The organism is Williamsia sp. MIQD14 (genome assembly GCF_051025635.1).
GTDB lineage: Bacteria > Actinomycetota > Actinomycetes > Mycobacteriales > Mycobacteriaceae > Williamsia_A.
Genome location: NZ_JBPFDG010000006.1, coordinates 78,106 through 96,437, shown reverse-complemented (window position 1 = coordinate 96,437; position 18,332 = coordinate 78,106). Strand labels below are relative to the sequence as shown.

19 protein-coding genes are annotated in these 18,332 nt (G+C 70.0%); 14 read left to right on the top strand and 5 right to left on the bottom strand.

Annotated elements, in window-relative coordinates; genetic code table 11:
- Positions 1 to 2: 2 nt before the first annotated feature.
- From folC to proB, 9 genes are all read left to right on the top strand, one after another.
- The gene (gene folC, locus ACQ7HM_RS20400) at positions 3 to 1,442 is read left to right on the top strand and encodes a bifunctional tetrahydrofolate synthase/dihydrofolate synthase (RefSeq protein ID WP_434218152.1); all 1,440 of its coding nucleotides are present in this window, start codon (positions 3 to 5) and stop codon (positions 1,440 to 1,442) included.
- Between the two features lie 56 nt (positions 1,443 to 1,498).
- Positions 1,499 to 1,864: a DUF4233 domain-containing protein gene (locus ACQ7HM_RS20395; protein ID WP_434218151.1), complete on the top strand. Its 366-nt coding sequence runs from the start codon at positions 1,499 to 1,501 to the stop codon at positions 1,862 to 1,864.
- A gap of 138 nt (positions 1,865 to 2,002) precedes the next feature.
- The gene (locus ACQ7HM_RS20390; protein ID WP_434218062.1) at positions 2,003 to 2,446 is read left to right on the top strand and encodes a hypothetical protein; all 444 of its coding nucleotides are present in this window, start codon (positions 2,003 to 2,005) and stop codon (positions 2,444 to 2,446) included.
- Positions 2,447 to 2,468: 22 nt separating this feature from the next.
- The gene (gene ndk / locus ACQ7HM_RS20385) at positions 2,469 to 2,882 is read left to right on the top strand and encodes a nucleoside-diphosphate kinase (RefSeq protein ID WP_045822391.1); all 414 of its coding nucleotides are present in this window, start codon (positions 2,469 to 2,471) and stop codon (positions 2,880 to 2,882) included.
- 467 nt (positions 2,883 to 3,349) lie between these two features.
- The gene (locus ACQ7HM_RS20380) at positions 3,350 to 6,637 is read left to right on the top strand and encodes a translation initiation factor IF-2 N-terminal domain-containing protein (protein ID WP_434218061.1); all 3,288 of its coding nucleotides are present in this window, start codon (positions 3,350 to 3,352) and stop codon (positions 6,635 to 6,637) included.
- 273 nt (positions 6,638 to 6,910) lie between these two features.
- Positions 6,911 to 7,222 carry a 50S ribosomal protein L21 gene (rplU, locus tag ACQ7HM_RS20375; protein ID WP_045822393.1) on the top strand — a complete coding sequence of 104 codons (312 nt, stop codon included), beginning with the start codon at positions 6,911 to 6,913 and terminating at the stop codon, positions 7,220 to 7,222.
- 32 nt (positions 7,223 to 7,254) lie between these two features.
- Positions 7,255 to 7,518: a 50S ribosomal protein L27 gene (rpmA, locus tag ACQ7HM_RS20370; RefSeq protein WP_055789151.1), complete on the top strand. Its 264-nt coding sequence runs from the start codon at positions 7,255 to 7,257 to the stop codon at positions 7,516 to 7,518.
- A gap of 139 nt (positions 7,519 to 7,657) precedes the next feature.
- Positions 7,658 to 9,196, top strand: a complete 1,539-nt coding sequence (gene obgE, locus ACQ7HM_RS20365) for a GTPase ObgE (RefSeq protein WP_434218060.1) — start codon at positions 7,658 to 7,660, stop codon at positions 9,194 to 9,196.
- Positions 9,197 to 9,205: 9 nt separating this feature from the next.
- Positions 9,206 to 10,318: a glutamate 5-kinase gene (gene proB / locus ACQ7HM_RS20360; RefSeq protein ID WP_434218059.1), complete on the top strand. Its 1,113-nt coding sequence runs from the start codon at positions 9,206 to 9,208 to the stop codon at positions 10,316 to 10,318.
- On the opposite strand, the gene ACQ7HM_RS20355 is transcribed toward proB, so the two are convergent.
- The 5 genes from ACQ7HM_RS20355 to ectA all read right to left on the bottom strand — a co-directional run bounded on the left by ACQ7HM_RS20355 (position 10,274) and on the right by ectA (position 14,654).
- Positions 10,274 to 11,236: a Sir2 family NAD-dependent protein deacetylase gene (locus ACQ7HM_RS20355; protein ID WP_434218058.1), complete on the bottom strand. Its 963-nt coding sequence runs from the start codon at positions 11,234 to 11,236 to the stop codon at positions 10,274 to 10,276. The genes proB and ACQ7HM_RS20355 overlap by 45 nt on opposite strands.
- 82 nt (positions 11,237 to 11,318) lie before the next feature.
- Entirely contained in the window at positions 11,319 to 12,245 is a 927-nt protein-coding gene (locus ACQ7HM_RS20350) for a D-isomer specific 2-hydroxyacid dehydrogenase family protein (protein ID WP_434218057.1), read from the bottom strand.
- 9 nt (positions 12,246 to 12,254) lie between these two features.
- Positions 12,255 to 12,653: an ectoine synthase gene (locus ACQ7HM_RS20345; RefSeq protein ID WP_434218056.1), complete on the bottom strand. Its 399-nt coding sequence runs from the start codon at positions 12,651 to 12,653 to the stop codon at positions 12,255 to 12,257.
- A gap of 68 nt (positions 12,654 to 12,721) precedes the next feature.
- A complete protein-coding gene (gene ectB, locus ACQ7HM_RS20340; protein WP_434218055.1) occupies positions 12,722 to 13,975 on the bottom strand; it encodes a diaminobutyrate--2-oxoglutarate transaminase in 1,254 nt (417 codons plus the stop codon).
- Positions 13,976 to 14,135: 160 nt separating this feature from the next.
- A complete protein-coding gene (gene ectA / locus ACQ7HM_RS20335; RefSeq protein ID WP_434218054.1) occupies positions 14,136 to 14,654 on the bottom strand; it encodes a diaminobutyrate acetyltransferase in 519 nt (172 codons plus the stop codon).
- A 212-nt stretch (positions 14,655 to 14,866) separates the two neighbouring features.
- Here ectA and rsmD point away from each other — a divergent pair, with 212 nt between their 5' ends.
- From rsmD to rnc, 5 genes are all read left to right on the top strand, one after another.
- Entirely contained in the window at positions 14,867 to 15,442 is a 576-nt protein-coding gene (gene rsmD / locus ACQ7HM_RS20330) for a 16S rRNA (guanine(966)-N(2))-methyltransferase RsmD (RefSeq protein ID WP_434218053.1), read from the top strand.
- 37 nt (positions 15,443 to 15,479) lie between these two features.
- A complete protein-coding gene (gene coaD, locus ACQ7HM_RS20325) occupies positions 15,480 to 15,953 on the top strand; it encodes a pantetheine-phosphate adenylyltransferase (RefSeq protein ID WP_434218052.1) in 474 nt (157 codons plus the stop codon).
- A gap of 128 nt (positions 15,954 to 16,081) precedes the next feature.
- Positions 16,082 to 16,861 carry a DivIVA domain-containing protein gene (locus ACQ7HM_RS20320; RefSeq protein WP_434218051.1) on the top strand — a complete coding sequence of 260 codons (780 nt, stop codon included), beginning with the start codon at positions 16,082 to 16,084 and terminating at the stop codon, positions 16,859 to 16,861.
- Between the two features lie 62 nt (positions 16,862 to 16,923).
- The gene (locus ACQ7HM_RS20315) at positions 16,924 to 17,529 is read left to right on the top strand and encodes a YceD family protein (RefSeq protein ID WP_434218050.1); all 606 of its coding nucleotides are present in this window, start codon (positions 16,924 to 16,926) and stop codon (positions 17,527 to 17,529) included.
- A gap of 59 nt (positions 17,530 to 17,588) precedes the next feature.
- On the top strand, positions 17,589 to 18,317 hold the full coding sequence (gene rnc, locus ACQ7HM_RS20310) for a ribonuclease III (protein WP_434218150.1): 729 nt from the start codon (positions 17,589 to 17,591) through the stop codon (positions 18,315 to 18,317).
- Positions 18,318 to 18,332: the final 15 nt, after the last annotated feature.

Sequence of the window (18,332 nt, the reverse complement as noted above, 5' to 3'; positions counted from 1 at the left end):
CGATCGACGCCGGCGGGCCGGGCTCGTCGGGGCCCGCCGACACCGCGCCCACCCCCGAGGACCTCGCCGAGTTCGCCGATGTCGAGACAGAACTCGACGGTCGGTGGCCGGAGACGAAGATCGAGCCGTCGCTCACGCGGATGACCGCACTGATGGATCTGCTGGGGTCGCCGCAGCGCGGATACGCCTCGATCCACATCGCCGGGACCAACGGCAAGACGTCGGTGACCCGCATGATCGACGCCCTGCTGACCGCACTGCACCGCCGCACCGGTCGCATCACCAGCCCCCACCTGCAGCTCGCGACCGAGCGCATCTCGGTGGACGGACAACCCATCTCGCCGCGCCGCTACGTCGACGCGTTCCGCGAGCTCGAGCCTTTCATCACGATGGTCGACGACTCCTCGGAGGCACAGGGTGGTCCGCGGATGAGCAAGTTCGAGGTGCTCACCGCGATGGCGTACGCGGTGTTCGCCGAGGCGCCCGTCGACGTCGCGGTCGTGGAGACCGGGATGGGTGGGACCTGGGACGCCACGAACGTCATCGAGCCGTCGGTCGCCGTCATCACGCCCATCGCGATGGACCATGCCGACTATCTCGGGGACACACTCGCGGCCATCGCGGGGGAGAAGGCGGGGATCATCAAGGCCGCCACCGACGACCTCGTGCCCGTCGATCCCGTCACCGTGATCGCCGTGCAGGATCCCGAGGCCGAGAAGGTGCTGCTCGCCCGGACCGTGGAGACCGAAACCCTCGTCGCCCGTGAGGGATCGGAGTTCCGTGTGCTCGAGCGCCGCACCGCCGTCGGCGGGCAGCTGCTGGAACTGCAGGGCCTCGGCGGGGTGTACTCGGATATCTTCCTGCCCGTCCACGGCGGACACCAGGCCTCCAACGCGGCGATCGCCCTGGCCGCGGTCGAGGCGTTCTTCGGCGCCGGAGCCGACCGTCAGCTCGACATCGAGGCGGTCCGAGCCGGTTTCGCGTCGGTGACGACCCCCGGTCGCCTCGAACGCGTGCGGTCGGCGCCGTCGGTGTTCCTCGATGCCGCCCACAACCCGCACGGGGCCGCGGCCCTGGCCCGCAGCCTCACCGAGGAGTTCGACTTCCGTCGACTCGTCGCCGTGGTCGGCGTGATGGCCGACAAGGACGCCGTCGGTCTGCTGACGGCGCTCGAGCCGGTCGTCGACTCGATCATCACCACGCACAGCGGTTCGCCGCGATCGATGGAGGCCGAGGTGCTCGCCGACCTCGCCCTCCCGATCTTCGGCGAGGACCGGGTGGCGGTGCACCCGTTCCTGCCCGACGCGGTGGAGGCCGCGATCGCCTCGGCGGAGGACTCCGGCGACGACCTCGACAACCTCTCCGGCGCGGGCGTGGTGATCACCGGTTCGGTGGTGACCGCCGGCGCCGCCCGCACCCTCTTCGGAAAGGATCCCGCGTGAGCGAGACCCGTTTCACCCCGCCGGTCAACGATCCGTGGCGCGGACTGCGCGGGGTGATGGCGGGCACCCTGGTGCTCGAGGGGATCGTGGTGATCCTCGCCCTGCCGATCGTGGCCAAGGTCGGCGGCGGACTGACCGCGGCGTCGACCACCTACCTGGTGGTGTTGACGGTCGCGATGTTCCTCGGTGCAGGCCTGCAGGGCCGGTCGTGGGCCATGCCCTTCGACCTCACGCTGCAGGTGTTGCTGATCGCGGGCGTGGTATTTCACTGGGCGATCTGCGCCGTCGGCATCGTGTTCGGACTCGTGTGGGTCTACATCGCCTACATCAAGCGCGATGTCGAGAAACGGGTCGCGCGGGGGCAGCTGCCCGGCCAGGTCCCCGTCGACGGCGACGACCCCGGCGGCGTGTCCGATTCGTGACCTGCCGATCGGCGTCGTCGCCGAGACGCGGGCCGGGGTGACTGACACGATGCCTGTGTGGGTCGCCGCCGAGCGCGGTCGCCCGACCCCGCATCCATGGAGTCCGCGGACCATCACCGACGAAAGGCCCACCGCCTCATGCCCCGTCCCCGCATCCTGTTCCCGGCCGTCACCGCCGGTGTGTTCGCCGGTCTGTGTCTGACGGTGGTCGCACCCTCCGGTGCCGACGTGCCGCAGGGCGCGACGCCCCAGACCGGGGCGACGCAGACCGGGTCGACGCAGGTGGTCATCGCGCCGGGACCGCCCGTGCCGGTCGCTCCGTCGGAGTTCGGATACGTCGCCACCCACGACCTCACGGTCCGGGCCGCCTCGACCGACCTCGCCGGTTTCGTGGCCTCGATCCCGGTGCCCGAGCAGTACCGCGCGGCGAACCTCGCGCTCGCCGACCGCTTCGAGGCGACCGTCGCCGAGGCACTCACCTCGAAGGGTGGCTGCGTGCAGGTCGTCGTGAACCCGCGGGCGACCGACGGCAATCTGTTCGACTACGGCTTCTTCCCGGTGGCGGGCGAGTTCTGCGACTGAGCACCTCGCTACGCTGTGAGGCGTGACTGAACGGACACTGGTCCTGATCAAGCCCGACGGCGTAGCCCGGGCAGTGGTCGGCGAGATCATCAGCAGAATCGAACGCAAGGGCCTGTCGCTGGTCGCCTTGCAGCTCACCACCGTCAGCGACGAGGTGGCACGGGGTCACTACGCAGAACATGCGGAGAAGCCCTTCTTCCCGTCCCTGCTCGAGTTCATCACCTCGGGGCCGCTGGTGGCCGCCGTGGTCGAGGGCCCGCGCGCCATCGCCGCCTTCCGGCAGCTCGCCGGCGGCACCGATCCGGTGGAGAAGGCCGTGCCCGGCACCATCCGCGGTGATTTCGCCCTCGAGACCCAGAACAACCTCGTCCACGGATCGGACTCGCCCGAGTCCGCCGAGCGCGAGATCGCCCTCTGGTTCCCGGGCCTGTCCTGACCTGACCGACCGTCCCCTCGGCCCGCCGCCTTCGAGCTCCGCCTCGCAGACCGGCGGGCCGACTCATGTCCCGGGTCGGTCCCCACGCCTGTCCGATCCGGTGTGTCCGCTGGTCGAGGTGGCCGGCGTTGCGCGATCCGCTGCGGGGTCGGGGCGTGCCGGTGTGGGATACTCGTGGAGTTGTCCTCGACACAGTTCGGTGACGACACGATGACCAGCCGATTCCTCGGTCCCCGCTACAGGCGTTGATCACAACAACGCGACGGCGTCGATCACAACGACGCATCGCGGTGTGGACCGTACGGACACCGGTGCAGCCATCACCACCAAGGCGTGGCAGCGACACGGCACAACCGAGGTCCTGCGACGCGAGACCATAGAGAATTCGGGTCGTCCGCGACCCGATACACAGAGCACACCCTCGCGAGGCCGCGTCACGACGATGCGCCCGGGGGTTAGGAGAGCACGTGGCCGACAATGGCGCGCCCGAGGATCAGAGCAACGAACCGACCTCGGCGCAGGAGTTCCCGCACAAGATGAGAGTGCACGCCCTGGCCCGGATCCTCGGGATCACGAGCCGCGAGGTCCTCGCCTTCCTCGCCGAACTCGGTGTGGCGGCCCGCAGCCCGCAGTCCAGCATCGACCGCAGCGCGGCGGTGCAGGTACGCGACCGGGCAGCGGCACCCGAGGGCGACGCCGTCGCCCCGCCCGCCGAGGGCGACACGCCCACCGACAGCGTCCCCGCGACCGAGAAGGCCGCGCCCTCGGCGTTCGAGCAGACCCCGTCGCTGTTCTCCGCGGCCGCGACCGCCGAACCGGTGGCCCCCGCCGCCGATGCACCCCCATCCGAGTCCGCGACCGACGCAGCACAGACCCCGCTGTTCCTGCAGCCGCAGGCACCGGAGCGTCCCGCCCGGACACGCCGCGCCGAGCGTCCGAGCGCCGAGGCCACCGCCGAGAAGAACAGCACCGACACCCCGCCGCGCGAGACCCCCGCGGCCGATGGTGACACCGCCTCGACCACCGCCGACGACGCCGAGGCCACCGACGGCGACCGGGCGGCATCCGACGACCGGTCCGACACCGACGGCGAGGGCGGCGCGAACCGTCGTCGGCGTCGTGGACGTCGTGGGCGTGGCCGCGGTCGCGGCGATCAGAGCGGCGACGAGCAGAACAGCGACGAGCAGAGCGGCTCCGACGACGCGACCTCCGGTCCGTCGGGTGACGGTGACGCGGGCGATGCCGCGACGGGCGACGACGCCGAGCAGGCCCCCGACGCCACCGACGCCGACACCACCGACGGCGACGCGTCGGAGACCACGGGATCACGAGGATCGGGACGGTCGCGCAACGCCCGTCGGTCGAGCGGCAAGGGTTCGGGCGACGGCGCGAACGCGACCGACGACGAGACCCCCGACGGCTCATCATCCGACGGGTCCGCGTCGAGCGCCGACGACGACTCCGACAGCGATGCCGACGACTCCGACGACGATGCCGGTTCGGGTACCCGCCGTCGCCGTCGTCGCCGCCGTCGCAAGGGTGGGGCCGACGGCTCCGACGGTGCGGCCGACGGGTCGACCAACGACGATCCGCCGAACACCGTGGTCCACGAGCGAGAGCCGCGGAACAAGTCGCGCAGTCGCGACCGTGACGAGGTGCAGGGCATCTCGGGGTCGACGCGACTCGAGGCGAAGCGTCAGCGTCGTCGGGACGGCCGCGACGCCGGGCGTCGTCGGCCGCCGATCCTCACCGAGAGCGAGTTCCTGGCCCGGCGCGAGGCCGTCGACCGCGTGATGGTGGTGCGGGAGCGCTCGGCCAACACCCGCCTCAACGACGACACCGGTGAGACCACGGCCACCGAGGACTACACCCAGGTCGCCGTGCTCGAGGACGGCGTACTCGTCGAGCACTTCGTGACCACCTCGACCTCGTCGTCGATGGTCGGGAACATCTTCCTGGGCCGCGTCCAGAACGTGCTCCCCGGCATGGAAGCCGCGTTCGTCGACATCGGTCGCGGCCGCAACGGCGTCCTGTACGCGGGCGAGGTGAACTGGGACGCCGCCGGTCTCGACGGCGGCAGCCGCAAGATCGAGCAGGCCCTCAAGCCGGGTGACCCGGTGGTCGTGCAGGTCAGCAAGGACCCCGTCGGACACAAGGGTGCCCGTCTGACCACTCAGATCTCGCTGGCCGGCCGCTACCTCGTGTACGTGCCCGGCGGTTCGTCGACCGGCATCAGCCGCAAGCTGCCCGACACCGAACGCAAGCGTCTGAAGTCGATCCTGTCGAAGCTCATCCCGTCGGATGCGGGTGTCATCATCCGCACCGCGTCCGAGGGTGTCAGTGCCGAGGAACTCGCCGCCGACATCGATCGCCTCAAGAACCAGTGGGCGCAGATCGAGAAGGTCACCGCCGAGGCCGGTGGGGGCAAGGGCGGCAAGAACGGCTCGAAGGGGTCGGCGCCGCAGGCGCTCTACTCCGAGCCCGATCTGCTCGTGAAGGTCGTCCGTGACCTGTTCAACGAGGACTTCACGAGCCTCATCGTCGACGGCAACTCGGCCTGGGATCAGGTGCACGGGTACGTCGAGGCGGTCGCCCCCGACCTCATGGAACGACTCGAACGCTTCGAGAAGGCCCACGCCGACGCGCCGGACGCCTTCGTGGTGCATCGCATCGACGAGCAGCTCGCCAAGGCCCTCGAGCGCAAGGTCTGGCTGCCCTCGGGCGGCACGCTGATCATCGAGCACACCGAGGCCATGACCGTCGTCGACGTCAACACCGGCAAGTTCACCGGGTCGGGCGGCAACCTCGAGGAGACGGTCACCCGCAACAACCTCGAGGCCGCCGAGGAGATCGTCCGCCAGATGCGTCTGCGCGACATCGGCGGCATGATCATCGTCGACTTCATCGACATGGTGCTCGAGTCGAACCGCGACCTGGTGCTGCGTCGACTCACCGAGGCCCTCTCGCGTGACCGGACCCGCCACCAGGTCTCCGAGGTCACGTCGCTGGGACTGGTCCAGATGACCCGCAAGCGGCTGGGAACGGGTCTGCTGGAGGCGTTCTCGTCGACCTGCACCTGCTGCAACGGTCGGGGCATCGTGGTGCACGCCGATCCGGTGGAGGTGCAGTCGGGTGACGACGCGCCCCGGCAGGACGGCTCCAAGCGGTCCCGTCGCGGCGGCAAGCGCAAGTCCGAGCCGTCGACCGAATCGAAGCCGGCGCACAGTCCCGCCGAGCACCCGATGTTCCGGGCCATGGCCTCGCACGGTGACGAGACCGCCGACGGCGCGGGAGCCGAGACCACGACCGACGACACCGCACAGGTCGCGACCGCGGACGCGACCGCGGTCGAGGTGGTCGTCGAGACCGGGACCGACACCGAGGTCGCCGTCGTCGAGGTGACCGGACCCGCCGAGGTCGACGCGTCCCCGGAGGTCGCCGACGACGTCGCCGCCGCATCGGAGACCGACGCACCCGAGACCCCCGCATCCGAGACCCCACCGTCGGCCGACGCCGCACCCGAGGCCGCGGCGCCGAAGCGGCGACGTCGGGCCGCCCGCCGGCCTGCGGCGGCGCCCGCCGGTGGCGGCGAGGCCGTCGCCGGGACCGCGGAGACCCTGGCCGCGACGGTCGCGGTCACCACCCCGGTCACGACGATCACCGCCGCGACCTCGGAGGAGCCGACCGTGGCGGTGCGCACCCGACCGCGGCGACGGGCGGCGGGCCGACCCGCGGGACCACCGGTCGACGAGTGACCGCCGGTGGGCGGGGGAGCGGTTTGACCCGGCCGTCGGCGCTCCCGTAACCTTGGACGGTCGCCTCAGGGCGAGCATGGTGGCGCTGTGTCCGAAACCAGCGTGACGCCCCTGTCGCGGAGAACGTTCCGCGACGGACGGCGACCGAGCTCCCCGACGGCATCGTCGGATCCCACGCGGTGCGACCGTGACACCCGCACGACAGACAGACGCCAACAGCGCCCGCGCAACCGCGACGCGCCCGGACAACAGACAGTAAGAGGTAGTGCTTCGATGGCAACGTACGCGATCGTCAAGACCGGCGGTAAGCAGTACAAGGTCGCTGAAGGCGACCTCGTGAAGGTCGAGAAGATCGACGGCGCCGTGGGCGCGACGGTCTCCCTCCCGGTCACCCTCGTGGTGGACGGTTCGACGCTCACCACCGACGCCGCCGCTCTCGCCAAGGCCTCGGTGACCGGCGAGGTCGTCGAGCACGTCAAGGGCCCCAAGATCCGGATCCACAAGTTCAAGAACAAGACCGGTTACCACAAGCGCCAGGGGCACCGTCAGAAGCTGACGGTCCTCAAGGTCACCGGAATCAAGTAACGCGACGCGACTGCTAGAAGGGATCCACAGACATGGCACACAAGAAGGGCGCGTCCAGCTCGCGCAACGGTCGTGACTCCAACGCCCAGCGCCTCGGCGTGAAGCGTTTCGGAGGCCAGCAGGTCAGCGCAGGCGAGATCCTCGTCCGCCAGCGCGGCACCCACTTCCACCCCGGCGTCAACGTCGGCCGTGGCGGCGACGACACCCTGTTCGCCCTCTCGGCGGGTGCGGTCGAGTTCGGCGCCAAGCGTGGCCGCAAGACCATCAACATCGTCCCGGCCGCCGCGCAGGCCTGACGCGCGGCGTTTTCGAACCGGACAACGCTCCACGAGGGGCGGGCCAGGGTGATCGTGAACCCGGCCCGCCCCTCGTGGCGTCTGCACCACCCGCCGACACGGCGGCCAGAACCACGTCAGCACCGAGAAAGGCCCGCACATGTCGAGATTCGTCGATCGCGTGACCATCCACGCAACGGCGGGCAACGGCGGTCACGGCTGCTCGTCGGTGCATCGCGAGAAGTTCAAGCCCCTCGGTGGCCCCGACGGCGGTAACGGTGGCAACGGCGGCAACGTCACCCTCGTCGTCGATCCCCAGGTGCACACCCTCCTCGACTTCCACTTCCGTCCGCACGCCCGCGCGGGCAACGGTCGGCCCGGCGCCGGATCGAACCGCGACGGCGCCCACGGCGACGACCTCGTGTTGCCCGTCCCGGACGGCACCGTGGTCCTCGACGGTGACGGGACGATCCTCGCCGACCTCGTCGGTGCCGGCACCACCTTCGCCGCCGCGTCCGGTGGACGCGGAGGACTCGGCAACGCCGCCCTCGCCTCCCGCGCGCGGCGCGCACCGGGCTTCGCGCTCCTCGGCGAGGAGGGTGAGGTCAACGAGCTCGTCCTGGAGCTGAAGTCGGTCGCCGACGTCGGCCTCGTCGGCTTCCCGTCGGCGGGCAAGTCGTCGCTGGTGTCGGTGCTCTCGGCCGCGAAGCCGAAGATCGCCGACTACCCCTTCACCACCCTCGCCCCCAACCTCGGTGTCGTCACCGCGGGCGCGGAGGTGTTCACCATCGCCGACGTCCCCGGGCTCATCCCCGGCGCATCGGCGGGCAAGGGTCTCGGCCTGGAGTTCCTCCGGCACCTCGAACGGTGCGCCGTCCTCGCGCACGTCGTCGACTGCGCGACCCTGGAGCCGGGTCGCGACCCGCTGTCGGACATCGACGCCCTCGAGGCCGAGCTCGCTGCCTACACCCCCGCGCTGAGCTCCGATCACGGGCTCGAGGATCTCGCGACCCGCCCGCGTGCGGTGATCCTCAACAAGATCGACGTCCCCGACGCCGCCGAGCTCGCCGACCTCGTCCGGCCCGAGCTGGCCGAACGCGGCTGGCCCGTCTACGCGATCTCCGCGGTCAGCCGGACCGGACTCAACGAGTTGACCTACGCCCTGGCGGACCTGGTACGCCGTCACCGGACCGAGAACCCGCCGCCGGTGCCGCGTCGGGCCGTGGTGCGTCCCAAGGCCGTCGACGAGGCGGGGTTCACCGTGATCGCCGATCCGGACCAGCCCGGTGGCTTCATCGTCCGCGGCACTCGCCCCGAACGGTGGATCAAGCAGACCGCCTTCGACAACGACGAGGCCGTGGGGTACCTGGCCGACCGGTTGAACCGACTCGGCGTCGAGGCCGAGCTGGTGAAGCGGGGTGCGCAGCCGGGTGCCCCCGTCACCATCGGGGCAATCACGTTCGACTGGGAACCCCAGGTGCCCAGCGGTGAGGACGTCCCCATCCAGGGTCGTGGCACTGATGTCCGCCTGGACAGGCCCGATCGCATCGGCGCCGCCGACCGCAAGGTGGCCCGCAAGGCCAGGCGCCACCACGCCGACGACATCGGCGCGGGGTGGGTGTCGATCGGATCCGACGACACCGTCGATCCCGGCACACGCGACACCATCGACCCCGACACACACGACACCGACCACTGAGGGAGTCCGGTGACCACCGGTGAGCATTCGGCCGTTCGCGCCCAGATCGCCTCTGCGCGCAGCATCGTCGTCAAGATCGGCTCCTCGGCACTCACCGACATCGACAGCGGCCTGGATCTCGACCGCCTCGACCGGTTGGCCGACGCCCTCGAGGCCCGGATGGCCGCGGGCAGTGACGTCATCGTCGTGTCGTCGGGCGCCATCGGCGCGGGTATCGCCCCGCTGGGACTGAAGCGCCGCCCGACCGACCTGGCCACCAAACAGGCCGCGGCCAGCGTCGGGCAGCTCGCGCTGGCCCACGCCTGGGGCACGTCGTTCGCCCGCCACGGACGGACGGTCGGCCAGGTCCTGCTCACCGCGCACGACATCTCGATGCGTGCCCAACACGCGAACGCCCAACGCACACTGGACCGTCTGCGGTCGTTGGGTGCGGTGGCCGTGGTCAACGAGAACGACACCGTCGCCACCGACGAGATCCGTTTCGGCGACAACGATCGACTGGCCGCGCTCGTGGCCCACCTCGCCGGCGCCGATGCCCTGTTCCTGCTCTCCGACGTCGACGGCCTCTACGACGGCGACCCGCGCAAGGGCGACGCACGCCTGATCCCCGAGGTGGCCGGAACCGCCGATCTCGACGGGGTGATCGCCGGCTCCGGTGGCGCCCTCGGGACGGGCGGGATGGCCTCGAAGTTGTCCGCGGCGCGACTCGCCGCCGATGCCGGGGTCCCGGTGTTGCTCGCCGCGGCGGCCGACGCGCAGGCGGCGCTGGGCGACGCCGCCGTCGGCACCGCGTTCGCGGCGCGCACCACCCGCATGACGGCGCGCCGGTTCTGGGTCCGGCACGCCGCGGAGACCCGAGGACGCATCATGGTCGACGACGGTGCCGCGGTGGCCATCTCGCGTCGGAAGTCGTTGCTGCCGGCCGGCGTCGTCGGGGCCGACGGACGGTTCTCGGCCGGCGACGTGGTCGACGTGGTCGACAGCGCGGGAACGATCCGCGCGCGCGGCGTCATCGCCTACGACGTCGACGAGGTGGGGGAGATGGTGGGGAAGTCGACCGGCGACCTGCCGCCCGGCCTACGGCGTCCGGTGGTGCACGCCGACGACCTCGTCGGCATCTGAGACGACGTCCGTATCGGTGTCTGAGCCGGCACGGTCACCGACCCGCTCGACGAGCGCGGTGAGGACCTCGGCGCACCGGTGGTCGATGGTGAGATCGGCGAGACTGTCGCCCCGGGTGCGTCCGCGGTTGACGATCGCGACCGACTTGCCCTGCCGTTTGGCGTGTTTGACGAATCGCAGACCGGACATGACCGTCAGCGAGGACCCGAGCACGAGCAGGGTGTCGGCGGCGTCGACCATCGCGTACGCGCGGTCGACGACCTCGGCGGACACACTCTCGCCGAAGTAGACGATCGCCGGTTTCAGCGGTCCGCCGCACGCGGGACAGTCGATCATCACGAAGTCGTCGGTGTCGCCGACGGCGACGTCGGCATCGGGGGCGACCTCGATCGCACCGCGGCTGCGGATGCGCGCGGTGAAGTCCGCGTTGAGGGGTTCGAGCATGGCCGCGAGGCGGTGTCGGGAGATCTGCCACCCGCAGTCGATGCAGCAGACACGGCCGTAGCACCCGTGCAGTTCGAGCACGGGATGGTTGCCCGCCTTGGTGTGCAACATGTCGACGTTCTGGGTGATCACCCCCGACACCAGTCCGAGCCGCTGCAGATCGGTGATGGCGAGGTGTCCACGGTTGGGCGTCGCGGCGTCCATGTGGCGCCACCCGAGGTGATTGCGCGCCCAGTAGTGCGTACGGAACTCGGCCGAGGCGAGGAACGCGTCGATGGTCATCGGCGTGCGGGGAGCGGCATCGGGGCTGCGGTAGTCGGGGATTCCCGAGTCGGTGGACATGCCCGCCCCGGACAGGACGACGGTGCGCCGACCCGCGACGAGTTGCGACAGCCGAGCGACCGCACCCTCGAGGTCGAGGTCGATCTCGGTGGGTTCTCCCGGGGTCCAGGCGACCTGGCTACGCGTCCGCATCACCGTCCACGGTACCGACGATCTCCCCGGCGCAGGGTCGTCGTGGGCCGGTGCGCGGCCGCCTCGAGGTGCGGTGAGGCGATCAGTAGGTGCTGTCGGGGGAGATGGTCGAGACGAGGTCGTCGCCGGCCCGGAAGCGTCGCAGGTTCTCGGCGATCCACGGGGCCAGGGTCCGGGTGAGACCCGACGCGGGGTTGGCGACGTGCGGGGTGATGATGACCCGCGGTTCGTCGAAGATCGGGTCGTCGGCGGGCGGCGGCTCGGGATCGGTGACATCGAGGGCCGCCCCGGCGATCTCGCCCCGGCGAATCGCCTGCAGCAGTGCGGTCTGGTCGATGAGGCTGCCGCGGGCGACGTTGACGATCCAGGCGTGGTCGGGGAGCGCGGCGAGAACCGACTCGTCGACCAGATGACGTGTCTGCGCCGTCGCGGGGGCGGCGAGGACGACGTGATCGCAGCGCGACCACACCTCATCCATCCGCTCCGCGGGCAGGGTCTCGCGGGCTCCGTCGACCCGGCGACCGGATCGGTTGACGGCGATGACCTCGGCACCACACGCGACCAGCCGCGGGATGAGCGATCGCGCGATGCCCCCGGCGCCGATGATCGCCACGGTCGAGCCGTGCAGGGAGCGGATCGTGGTGTCGATGACCTGCTTGTCCCACCGTGACGTCACGGCCGCGGGGATCTGACGCAGACCGGCGAGCAACAGCGCCAGCGCGTGTTCGGCGACGTTCTCGGCGTAGAAGCCCGACGCGTTCGTCCAGATGCGACGGTCGTCGATGAGTCCGGCGGCCATGAACTCCTCGATGCCGGCGAGCTTGAGCGCCACCCAGCGGACCGCGTCGGGGATCGCGGTGGGGAAGTCGTCGACACCTCCCGCCCACACCAGCACGTGCGCGTCCTCCAAAGCGACGAGCACCCCACCGGCGGACTCGATCGCCGCGGTGAGGTGCTCGTCGTGGCCGGGCAGGAGGGCGACAGGGGTGGAGTCGCCGATCGGTGCCATGGCGGGGTGTCAGTCCTCGACGGTGACGAGGGGGTAGACGCCGTTCTCGTCGTGGGTCTCGTTACCCACCACCGGCGGGTTGAAGACGCAGTACATGCGCAGTTCGGTCGTCGCGGTGACGGTGTGGCGCTCGTGGCCGTTGAGCAGGTACATCGTATCGGGACCCAACGGGTACTCCTGGCCGGTCTCGCGATCGAGCAGTGTGCCCTCACCGGAGATGAGCCACACGGCCTCGACGTGGTTCGCGTAGTGGAACTCGTTGACGGTGCCGGCCTTGATCACGGTCTCGTGCAACGAGAAGCCGACCTTGTCGCCACCGAGGATGATCCGCTTCGAACGCCAGTTGCCGTTCTCGGCGACGATGTCGCGGTCGGTGTCGGTGATCTCTGTGGTGGTGCGGACGATCATGGACGCGTTCCTTCCCGTTCAGCGGTCCGGCCCGGTCGGGCCGGGGAGTTGCGTGTGCTCCTCCGCGGTCAGACGACCTTGGCGGTCGCCCGCGCGAGGATGTCGAGTCCCTGTTCGAGCTCGTCGTCGGAGATCGTCAGCGGCGGAAGCAGTTTGACGACCTGATCGGACGGTCCGGCGGTCTCGGTCAGCAGGTGCTCGTCGAAGGCGAGCGAGCACACCTTGCCGGCGTTCTCGGCGACGTCGAAGACGAGACCCTGGGCCATGCCGCGACCACGGGTGCTGACGCCGTCGTATTTCTCGGACAGCTCGGTGAAGACCTCGTGGATCCGGTTGCCCTTCGCGATGGTGGCCTTCTCGAAGGTGTCGTCGGACCAGAAGTGGTCGATGGCGGCCTTCGCGGTGACGAACGACGGGTTGTTGCCGCGGAAGGTGCCGTTGTGTTCGGCGGGGCTCCACACGTCGAGGTCGCGCTTGAACAGGGTCAGCGCCATCGGCAGGCCGTAGCCGCCGATCGACTTCGACAGCGTGACGATGTCCGGGGTGATGCCGGCGATCTCGAACGAGAAGAACGGACCGGTACGGCCACAACCCATCTGGACGTCGTCGACGATGAGCAGGATCTCGTGGCGCTTGCACAGGTCGGCGAGCCCACGCAACCACTCGGCACGGGCGACGTTGACGCCGCCCTCACCCTGCACGGTCTCGACGATGACGCCGGCGGGCTTGTTGAACCCGCTGCCGGAGTCGCCGAGAACCTGCTCGAACCAGCGGAAGTCCTTCATGTCGCCGTCGAAGTAGTCGTCGTAGGGCATCGGGGTCGTGTGCACGAGTGGCACGCCCGCGCCGGCGCGCTTGAACGCGTTGCCGGTCACCGACAGCGCACCCAGCGTCATGCCGTGGAAGGCGTTGGTGAAGTTGATGATGGCCTCGCGGCCGGTGACCTTGCGGGCCAGCTTGAGGGCGGCCTCGACGGTGTTCGTGCCGGTGGGGCCGGGGAACATCACCTTGTAGTCGAGGTTGCGCGGCATCAGGATGGTGTCCTGGAAGGACTGCAGGAACTCACCCTTCGCGACGGTCGACATGTCCAGACCGTGGGTGATGCCGTCGCCGGACATGTACTCCAGCAGTGCCTCTTTGAGCACCGGGTGGTTGTGCCCGTAGTTCAGGGCGCCGGCGCCGGCGAAGAAATCGAGGTAGCGCACACCCTCGCGGTCGGTGAGCCACGATCCCGACGCCTTCTCGAAGACGGCGGGCCACCCGCGGCTGTAGCTGCGGACCTCGGACTCTCGGGTCTCGAATATGTCGGAAGAGAAGGTCATGGTCGTCCTCAGATCTGGGAGCTGGTGAATGGTCACGGCTGCGGCGGGGCGTGCGTGCCGGGCGACATGGCTGTACCCGGAAACGCGGCGAACATCGTCGTCCGCTCGGACGGTGAGATGCGCCCGGATCGACACGTGCTCATCCGGGCGCCGTCGGGGTCTACGAGCGCGGAGCGATGGTGTAGAGGTCCTCGGGCTCGTGGGAGTCCGGGAAATCCTCGGGCGCGAAGTAGTCGCGTCGGGTGATGGTCATGTCACGACGCTCGGCGAACGAGGTGAACAGTTTCTGCGACGCCTCGTTGTCGGGGCTGATGGTGGTCTGCATCCGTGTGATGGAGTCGGTCTCCACACGGTCCATGAGCGCGGAGAGCATGCGCCCGGCGAGGCCGAGTCCGCGCTGGTCCGCGTCGACCGCCACCTGCCACACCATGACGGTGTCGGGAGCCTGCGGCCGCACGTACCCGGTCACGAAGCCGACGACGGTTCCGTCGACCTCGGCCACGATGCTCGTGCGCGCGTAATCCTGGCACCACAGCACGTAGGCGTAGCTGCTGTTGAGGTCGAGGACCTCGGAGTCGCGGGCGATTTCCCAGAGACGAACGCCATCGGAGACATCGGGCTCCCGGAAGGAGACCTCGGGTGTGGTGGTCAGGGTGGCACTCGTCTGTATGGGGGTCATGGCATCTCTGAAGTTAACAACGGGTCACACCGATGTCACCCAGAACCGGATATTTGCTGGTGAAAGCGCCTCTAAGGGCCAGTACAAACACTCTTTGTGATACCCGTCACGAATCGGCTCCCGACCTCGGTCCGGCGGCGTCGTGTCGTGCCCGGCCTCGCCGCTGGCACGTCGGTGCCAGGGGTGGGAGAGGGGATAGGACAATCACCGCCATGAGGATCATCGCGGGCTCGGCTCGCGGGCGCCCGATCACCGCGCCGCCGGCCGGTACCCGACCGACGTCGGATCGCGTTCGCGAGTCGGTGTTCGCCATGCTGGACGCCCGCATCGACCTCGAGGGGACCCGCGTCCTCGATCTGTACGCGGGGTCCGGCGCGCTCGGACTGGAGTCGCTGTCGCGCGGGGCAGCACGGGCGGTCTTCGTCGAGTCGGATGCGCGAGCGGCATCGACCATCGCCGCGAACGCCGCACGGTGCGGCTTCGCGGGCGGGTCGTTCGACGTCCGACGACGACGCGTCGAGACGATGGTCGCCGCCGCGGCCGACGACCGCTTCGACATCGTGTTCTGCGACCCGCCCTACGACGTCGACGCCCGGGTCGTCGAGGGGCACCTGCAGGCGCTCGCCGTCCACGGTTGGTGTGCACCGGACGCGCTCGTGGTGGTCGAACGGTCGGCGCGATCGCCGCAGACCACCTGGCCGTCGGCGTTCGGTGCGGAGCGATCGCGGCGCTACGGGGAGACCCGCGTCGACCTGGCCGAGCTGGTCGGGCCCGACGCCGATCGGTGACCGGTCGCGTCGGAGGGGGACTGCTAGCTTGACCGGTATGGCTGGAGCCGTCTGTCCGGGATCGTTCGATCCGCTCACCCGCGGTCACCTCTTCGTCATCGAGCGCTGCGCCCCCCGGTTCTCCGAGCTGGTGGTCCTGGTGACGGTGAACCCGTCGAAATCTGGTCTGTTCGACATCGACGAGCGGGTCGCGCTGATCACGGAGTGCACGTCGCATCTGCCGAACGTCCGCGTCGACCGCTGGCAGGGGCTCCTCGTGGACTATCTCCGCGAGAAGGACCTCACCACGGTGGTGAAGGGCCTGCGGGGATCGGTCGACTTCGACTACGAGATGCCCATGGCGACCATGAACCGCGACCTGGCCGACGTCGAGACCTACTTCATGCTCACCGAGCCGCGATGGGCGCACGTGTCGAGTTCCCTGGTGAAGGAGGTCGCGCGCCTCGGCGGCGACGTCGAGGCATTCCTGCCGCCGCCGGTCTTCGCGGCGCTGGGTGCCAAACTCGCGTAGTTGCTGCCGACCGCGCCGACACACCGGGGCGCACCTGCCCGGGATTCGTCGTAACAGTGGGCACAATAGTCACAGGAACAACACCAACCACTCGAGTCGGGTTCGCCCGGCCGAGAAACGAGGTAGCTGTGTATCGGGTATTCGAAGCTCTGGACGAACTGGGTGCCATCGTCGAGGAGGCGCGCGGGGTCCCGATGACCGCCGGATGCGTCGTCCCCCGTGGCGATGTGCTCGAGCTCCTCGACGACGTCAAGGACTCCATCCCCGCCGAACTCGACGACGCGCAGGACGTGCTCGACCAGCGCGACAAGCTCATCGGGGACGCGCGGGCACACGCCGACAGCGCAGTCTCCGAGGCGACGTCGCAGTCGGACTCGATGGTCGCCCACGCCCGCGCCGAGGCCGACCGGATCCTGTCCGAGGCGAAGTCGCAGGCCGACCGGATGGTGGGTGAGGCCTCGGCCCACGCCACCGAGCTGGTCACCGACGCCACCGCCGACGCGCAGCGCACCGCAGCCGGCGCCGCTCGCGAGTTCGAGGCCGTGACCGGCCGGGCCCGCGCCGAGGCCGCCCGGATGATCGAGTCCGGCAACGCCAGCTACGAGAAGTCGGTCGCCGACGGCATCGCCGAGCAGCAGCGACTGGTGTCGGAGACCGAGGTCGTCGCCGCCGCGAAGAGCGAGGCCGACCGCATCATCGACGCCGCCCACGCCGAGTCCGACCGCCTGCGCGGCGAGTGCGACGTCTACGTCGACAACAAGCTCGCCGACTTCGAGGAGGTCCTCACCTCCACTATGCGTTCGGTGAACCGCGGCCGCCAGCAGCTGCGCACCGGTGCCGGAGTGCACGACTACGGCGAGCACCCCCGTGCCGTGCGCGACGACTACCCGACCGGCGTCGCGGTCTGACGAGGTCTCCCACCTCGGGTGAGGTGGGAGACGGACGTCGCGTCGGCGTATCGTCTACTCCCGTGTCCGATCAGCGTCTTCGATCGAGTTCCGCGGTCACCCCGTTCGTCCTCGACATCCGTTCCCTGGGACGTCGTCCCGGCACGATGACCCAGATCCATCGCACGGTCACCTGTGACCACAGCCTGGGTCTCGATCTCATCGCCATCCCCGCCGACAGCGAGATCGACCTCGATCTCCGCCTCGAGTCGGTGAACGAGGGCGTCCTGGTGACCGGGACCGTCAGCGGCGAGACCGAGGGACAGTGCGCGCGCTGCCTCGAGCCGGTGAGCGGCACGGTCAACGTGTTCCTCACCGAACTGTTCGCCTACCCCGACAGCGTCACCGAGCAGACCACCGACGCCGACGACGTGCATCGCATCGTCGACGACCGCGTCGATCTCGAGCAGGCGGTCATCGACGCGGTGGGTCTCGATCTGCCCATGACCCCGCTGTGCCGCGAGGACTGCGGCGGGCTGTGCGTGGAGTGCGGGGTGCGGCTCGACACCGCCGATCCCGAACACGGCCACGAGTTCATCGACCCGAAGTGGGCGGCGTTGCGCGAGAAGTTCGCCGAGCCTGCGGCGTCGGAGGCCCCCACGCGCGACCCGGCCGGCCCCACCGGGTGAACACGGTGGCACCGAAGACCCCCGACTCCCCGGACGCCGGTTCCGCGCGCGCGCAGTCGTTGCCGGGGCTGCCCGACCTCGTCGACGATCCGACCGATCTGCTCGACGCCCTCGGTGTCGACATCTCGCGGGGACTGTTGACGCTCGCGTTGACCCACCGGTCCTACGCCTACGAGAACGGCGGGTTGCCGACCAACGAGCGCCTCGAGTTCCTCGGGGACTCGGTCCTCGGGGTCGTGGTGACCGAGACCCTCTACCTGACGTACCCCGACCGTCCCGAGGGTGAGCTCGCGAAGATCCGGGCCAGTGTGGTCAACATGTACGCGCTCGCCGACATCGCCCGCGGCCTCGGCCGCGGTGGTCTCGGCCGCCACATCCTGCTGGGCCGCGGTGAGGAACTCACCGGCGGTCGCGACAAGGCGAGCATCCTCGCCGACGGCACCGAGTCGATCCTGGGCGCGGTCTACCTCGATCACGGCTTCGAGACGGCGCAGCGCGTCGTCGGTGCCCTGTTCGCACCCTCGCTCGACCGCGCGGCCGTGCTCGGCGCCGGACTGGACTGGAAGACCTCGCTGCAGGAGCTGACCGCAGAACGCGGCCTCGGTGTCCCGCAGTACGAGATCACCTCCACCGGACCCGATCACTCCAAGGAGTTCACCGCGACCGCGGTCGTCGCCGGCTCGGCGATGGGTGTCGGTTCGGGGCGGACGAAGAAGGAGGCCGAGCAGAAGGCGGCCGCCACGGCATGGCAGGTGATCTCGGAGTCGAAGGCCGGCCCCGCCTCGTGATCGCCGCGTCCCTCG

What these genes read in the sequence shown, in the direction of transcription:
- ACQ7HM_RS20395 (WP_434218151.1), top strand. Translation starts at nt 1,499, where the DNA reads ATGGCGGGCACCCTGGTGCTCGAGGGGATCGTGGTGATCCTCGCCCTG.
- ACQ7HM_RS20390 (WP_434218062.1), top strand. Translation starts at nt 2,003, where the DNA reads ATGCCCCGTCCCCGCATCCTGTTCCCGGCCGTCACCGCCGGTGTGTTC.
- rplU (WP_045822393.1), top strand. Translation starts at nt 6,911, where the DNA reads ATGGCAACGTACGCGATCGTCAAGACCGGCGGTAAGCAGTACAAGGTC.
- rpmA (WP_055789151.1), top strand. Translation starts at nt 7,255, where the DNA reads ATGGCACACAAGAAGGGCGCGTCCAGCTCGCGCAACGGTCGTGACTCC.
- obgE (WP_434218060.1), top strand. Translation starts at nt 7,658, where the DNA reads ATGTCGAGATTCGTCGATCGCGTGACCATCCACGCAACGGCGGGCAAC.
- ACQ7HM_RS20355 (WP_434218058.1), bottom strand. Translation starts at nt 11,236, where the DNA reads ATGCGGACGCGTAGCCAGGTCGCCTGGACCCCGGGAGAACCCACCGAG.
- ACQ7HM_RS20350 (WP_434218057.1), bottom strand. Translation starts at nt 12,245, where the DNA reads ATGGCACCGATCGGCGACTCCACCCCTGTCGCCCTCCTGCCCGGCCAC.
- ACQ7HM_RS20345 (WP_434218056.1), bottom strand. Translation starts at nt 12,653, where the DNA reads ATGATCGTCCGCACCACCACAGAGATCACCGACACCGACCGCGACATC.
- ectB (WP_434218055.1), bottom strand. Translation starts at nt 13,975, where the DNA reads ATGACCTTCTCTTCCGACATATTCGAGACCCGAGAGTCCGAGGTCCGC.
- ectA (WP_434218054.1), bottom strand. Translation starts at nt 14,654, where the DNA reads ATGACCCCCATACAGACGAGTGCCACCCTGACCACCACACCCGAGGTC.
- rsmD (WP_434218053.1), top strand. Translation starts at nt 14,867, where the DNA reads ATGAGGATCATCGCGGGCTCGGCTCGCGGGCGCCCGATCACCGCGCCG.
- coaD (WP_434218052.1), top strand. Translation starts at nt 15,480, where the DNA reads ATGGCTGGAGCCGTCTGTCCGGGATCGTTCGATCCGCTCACCCGCGGT.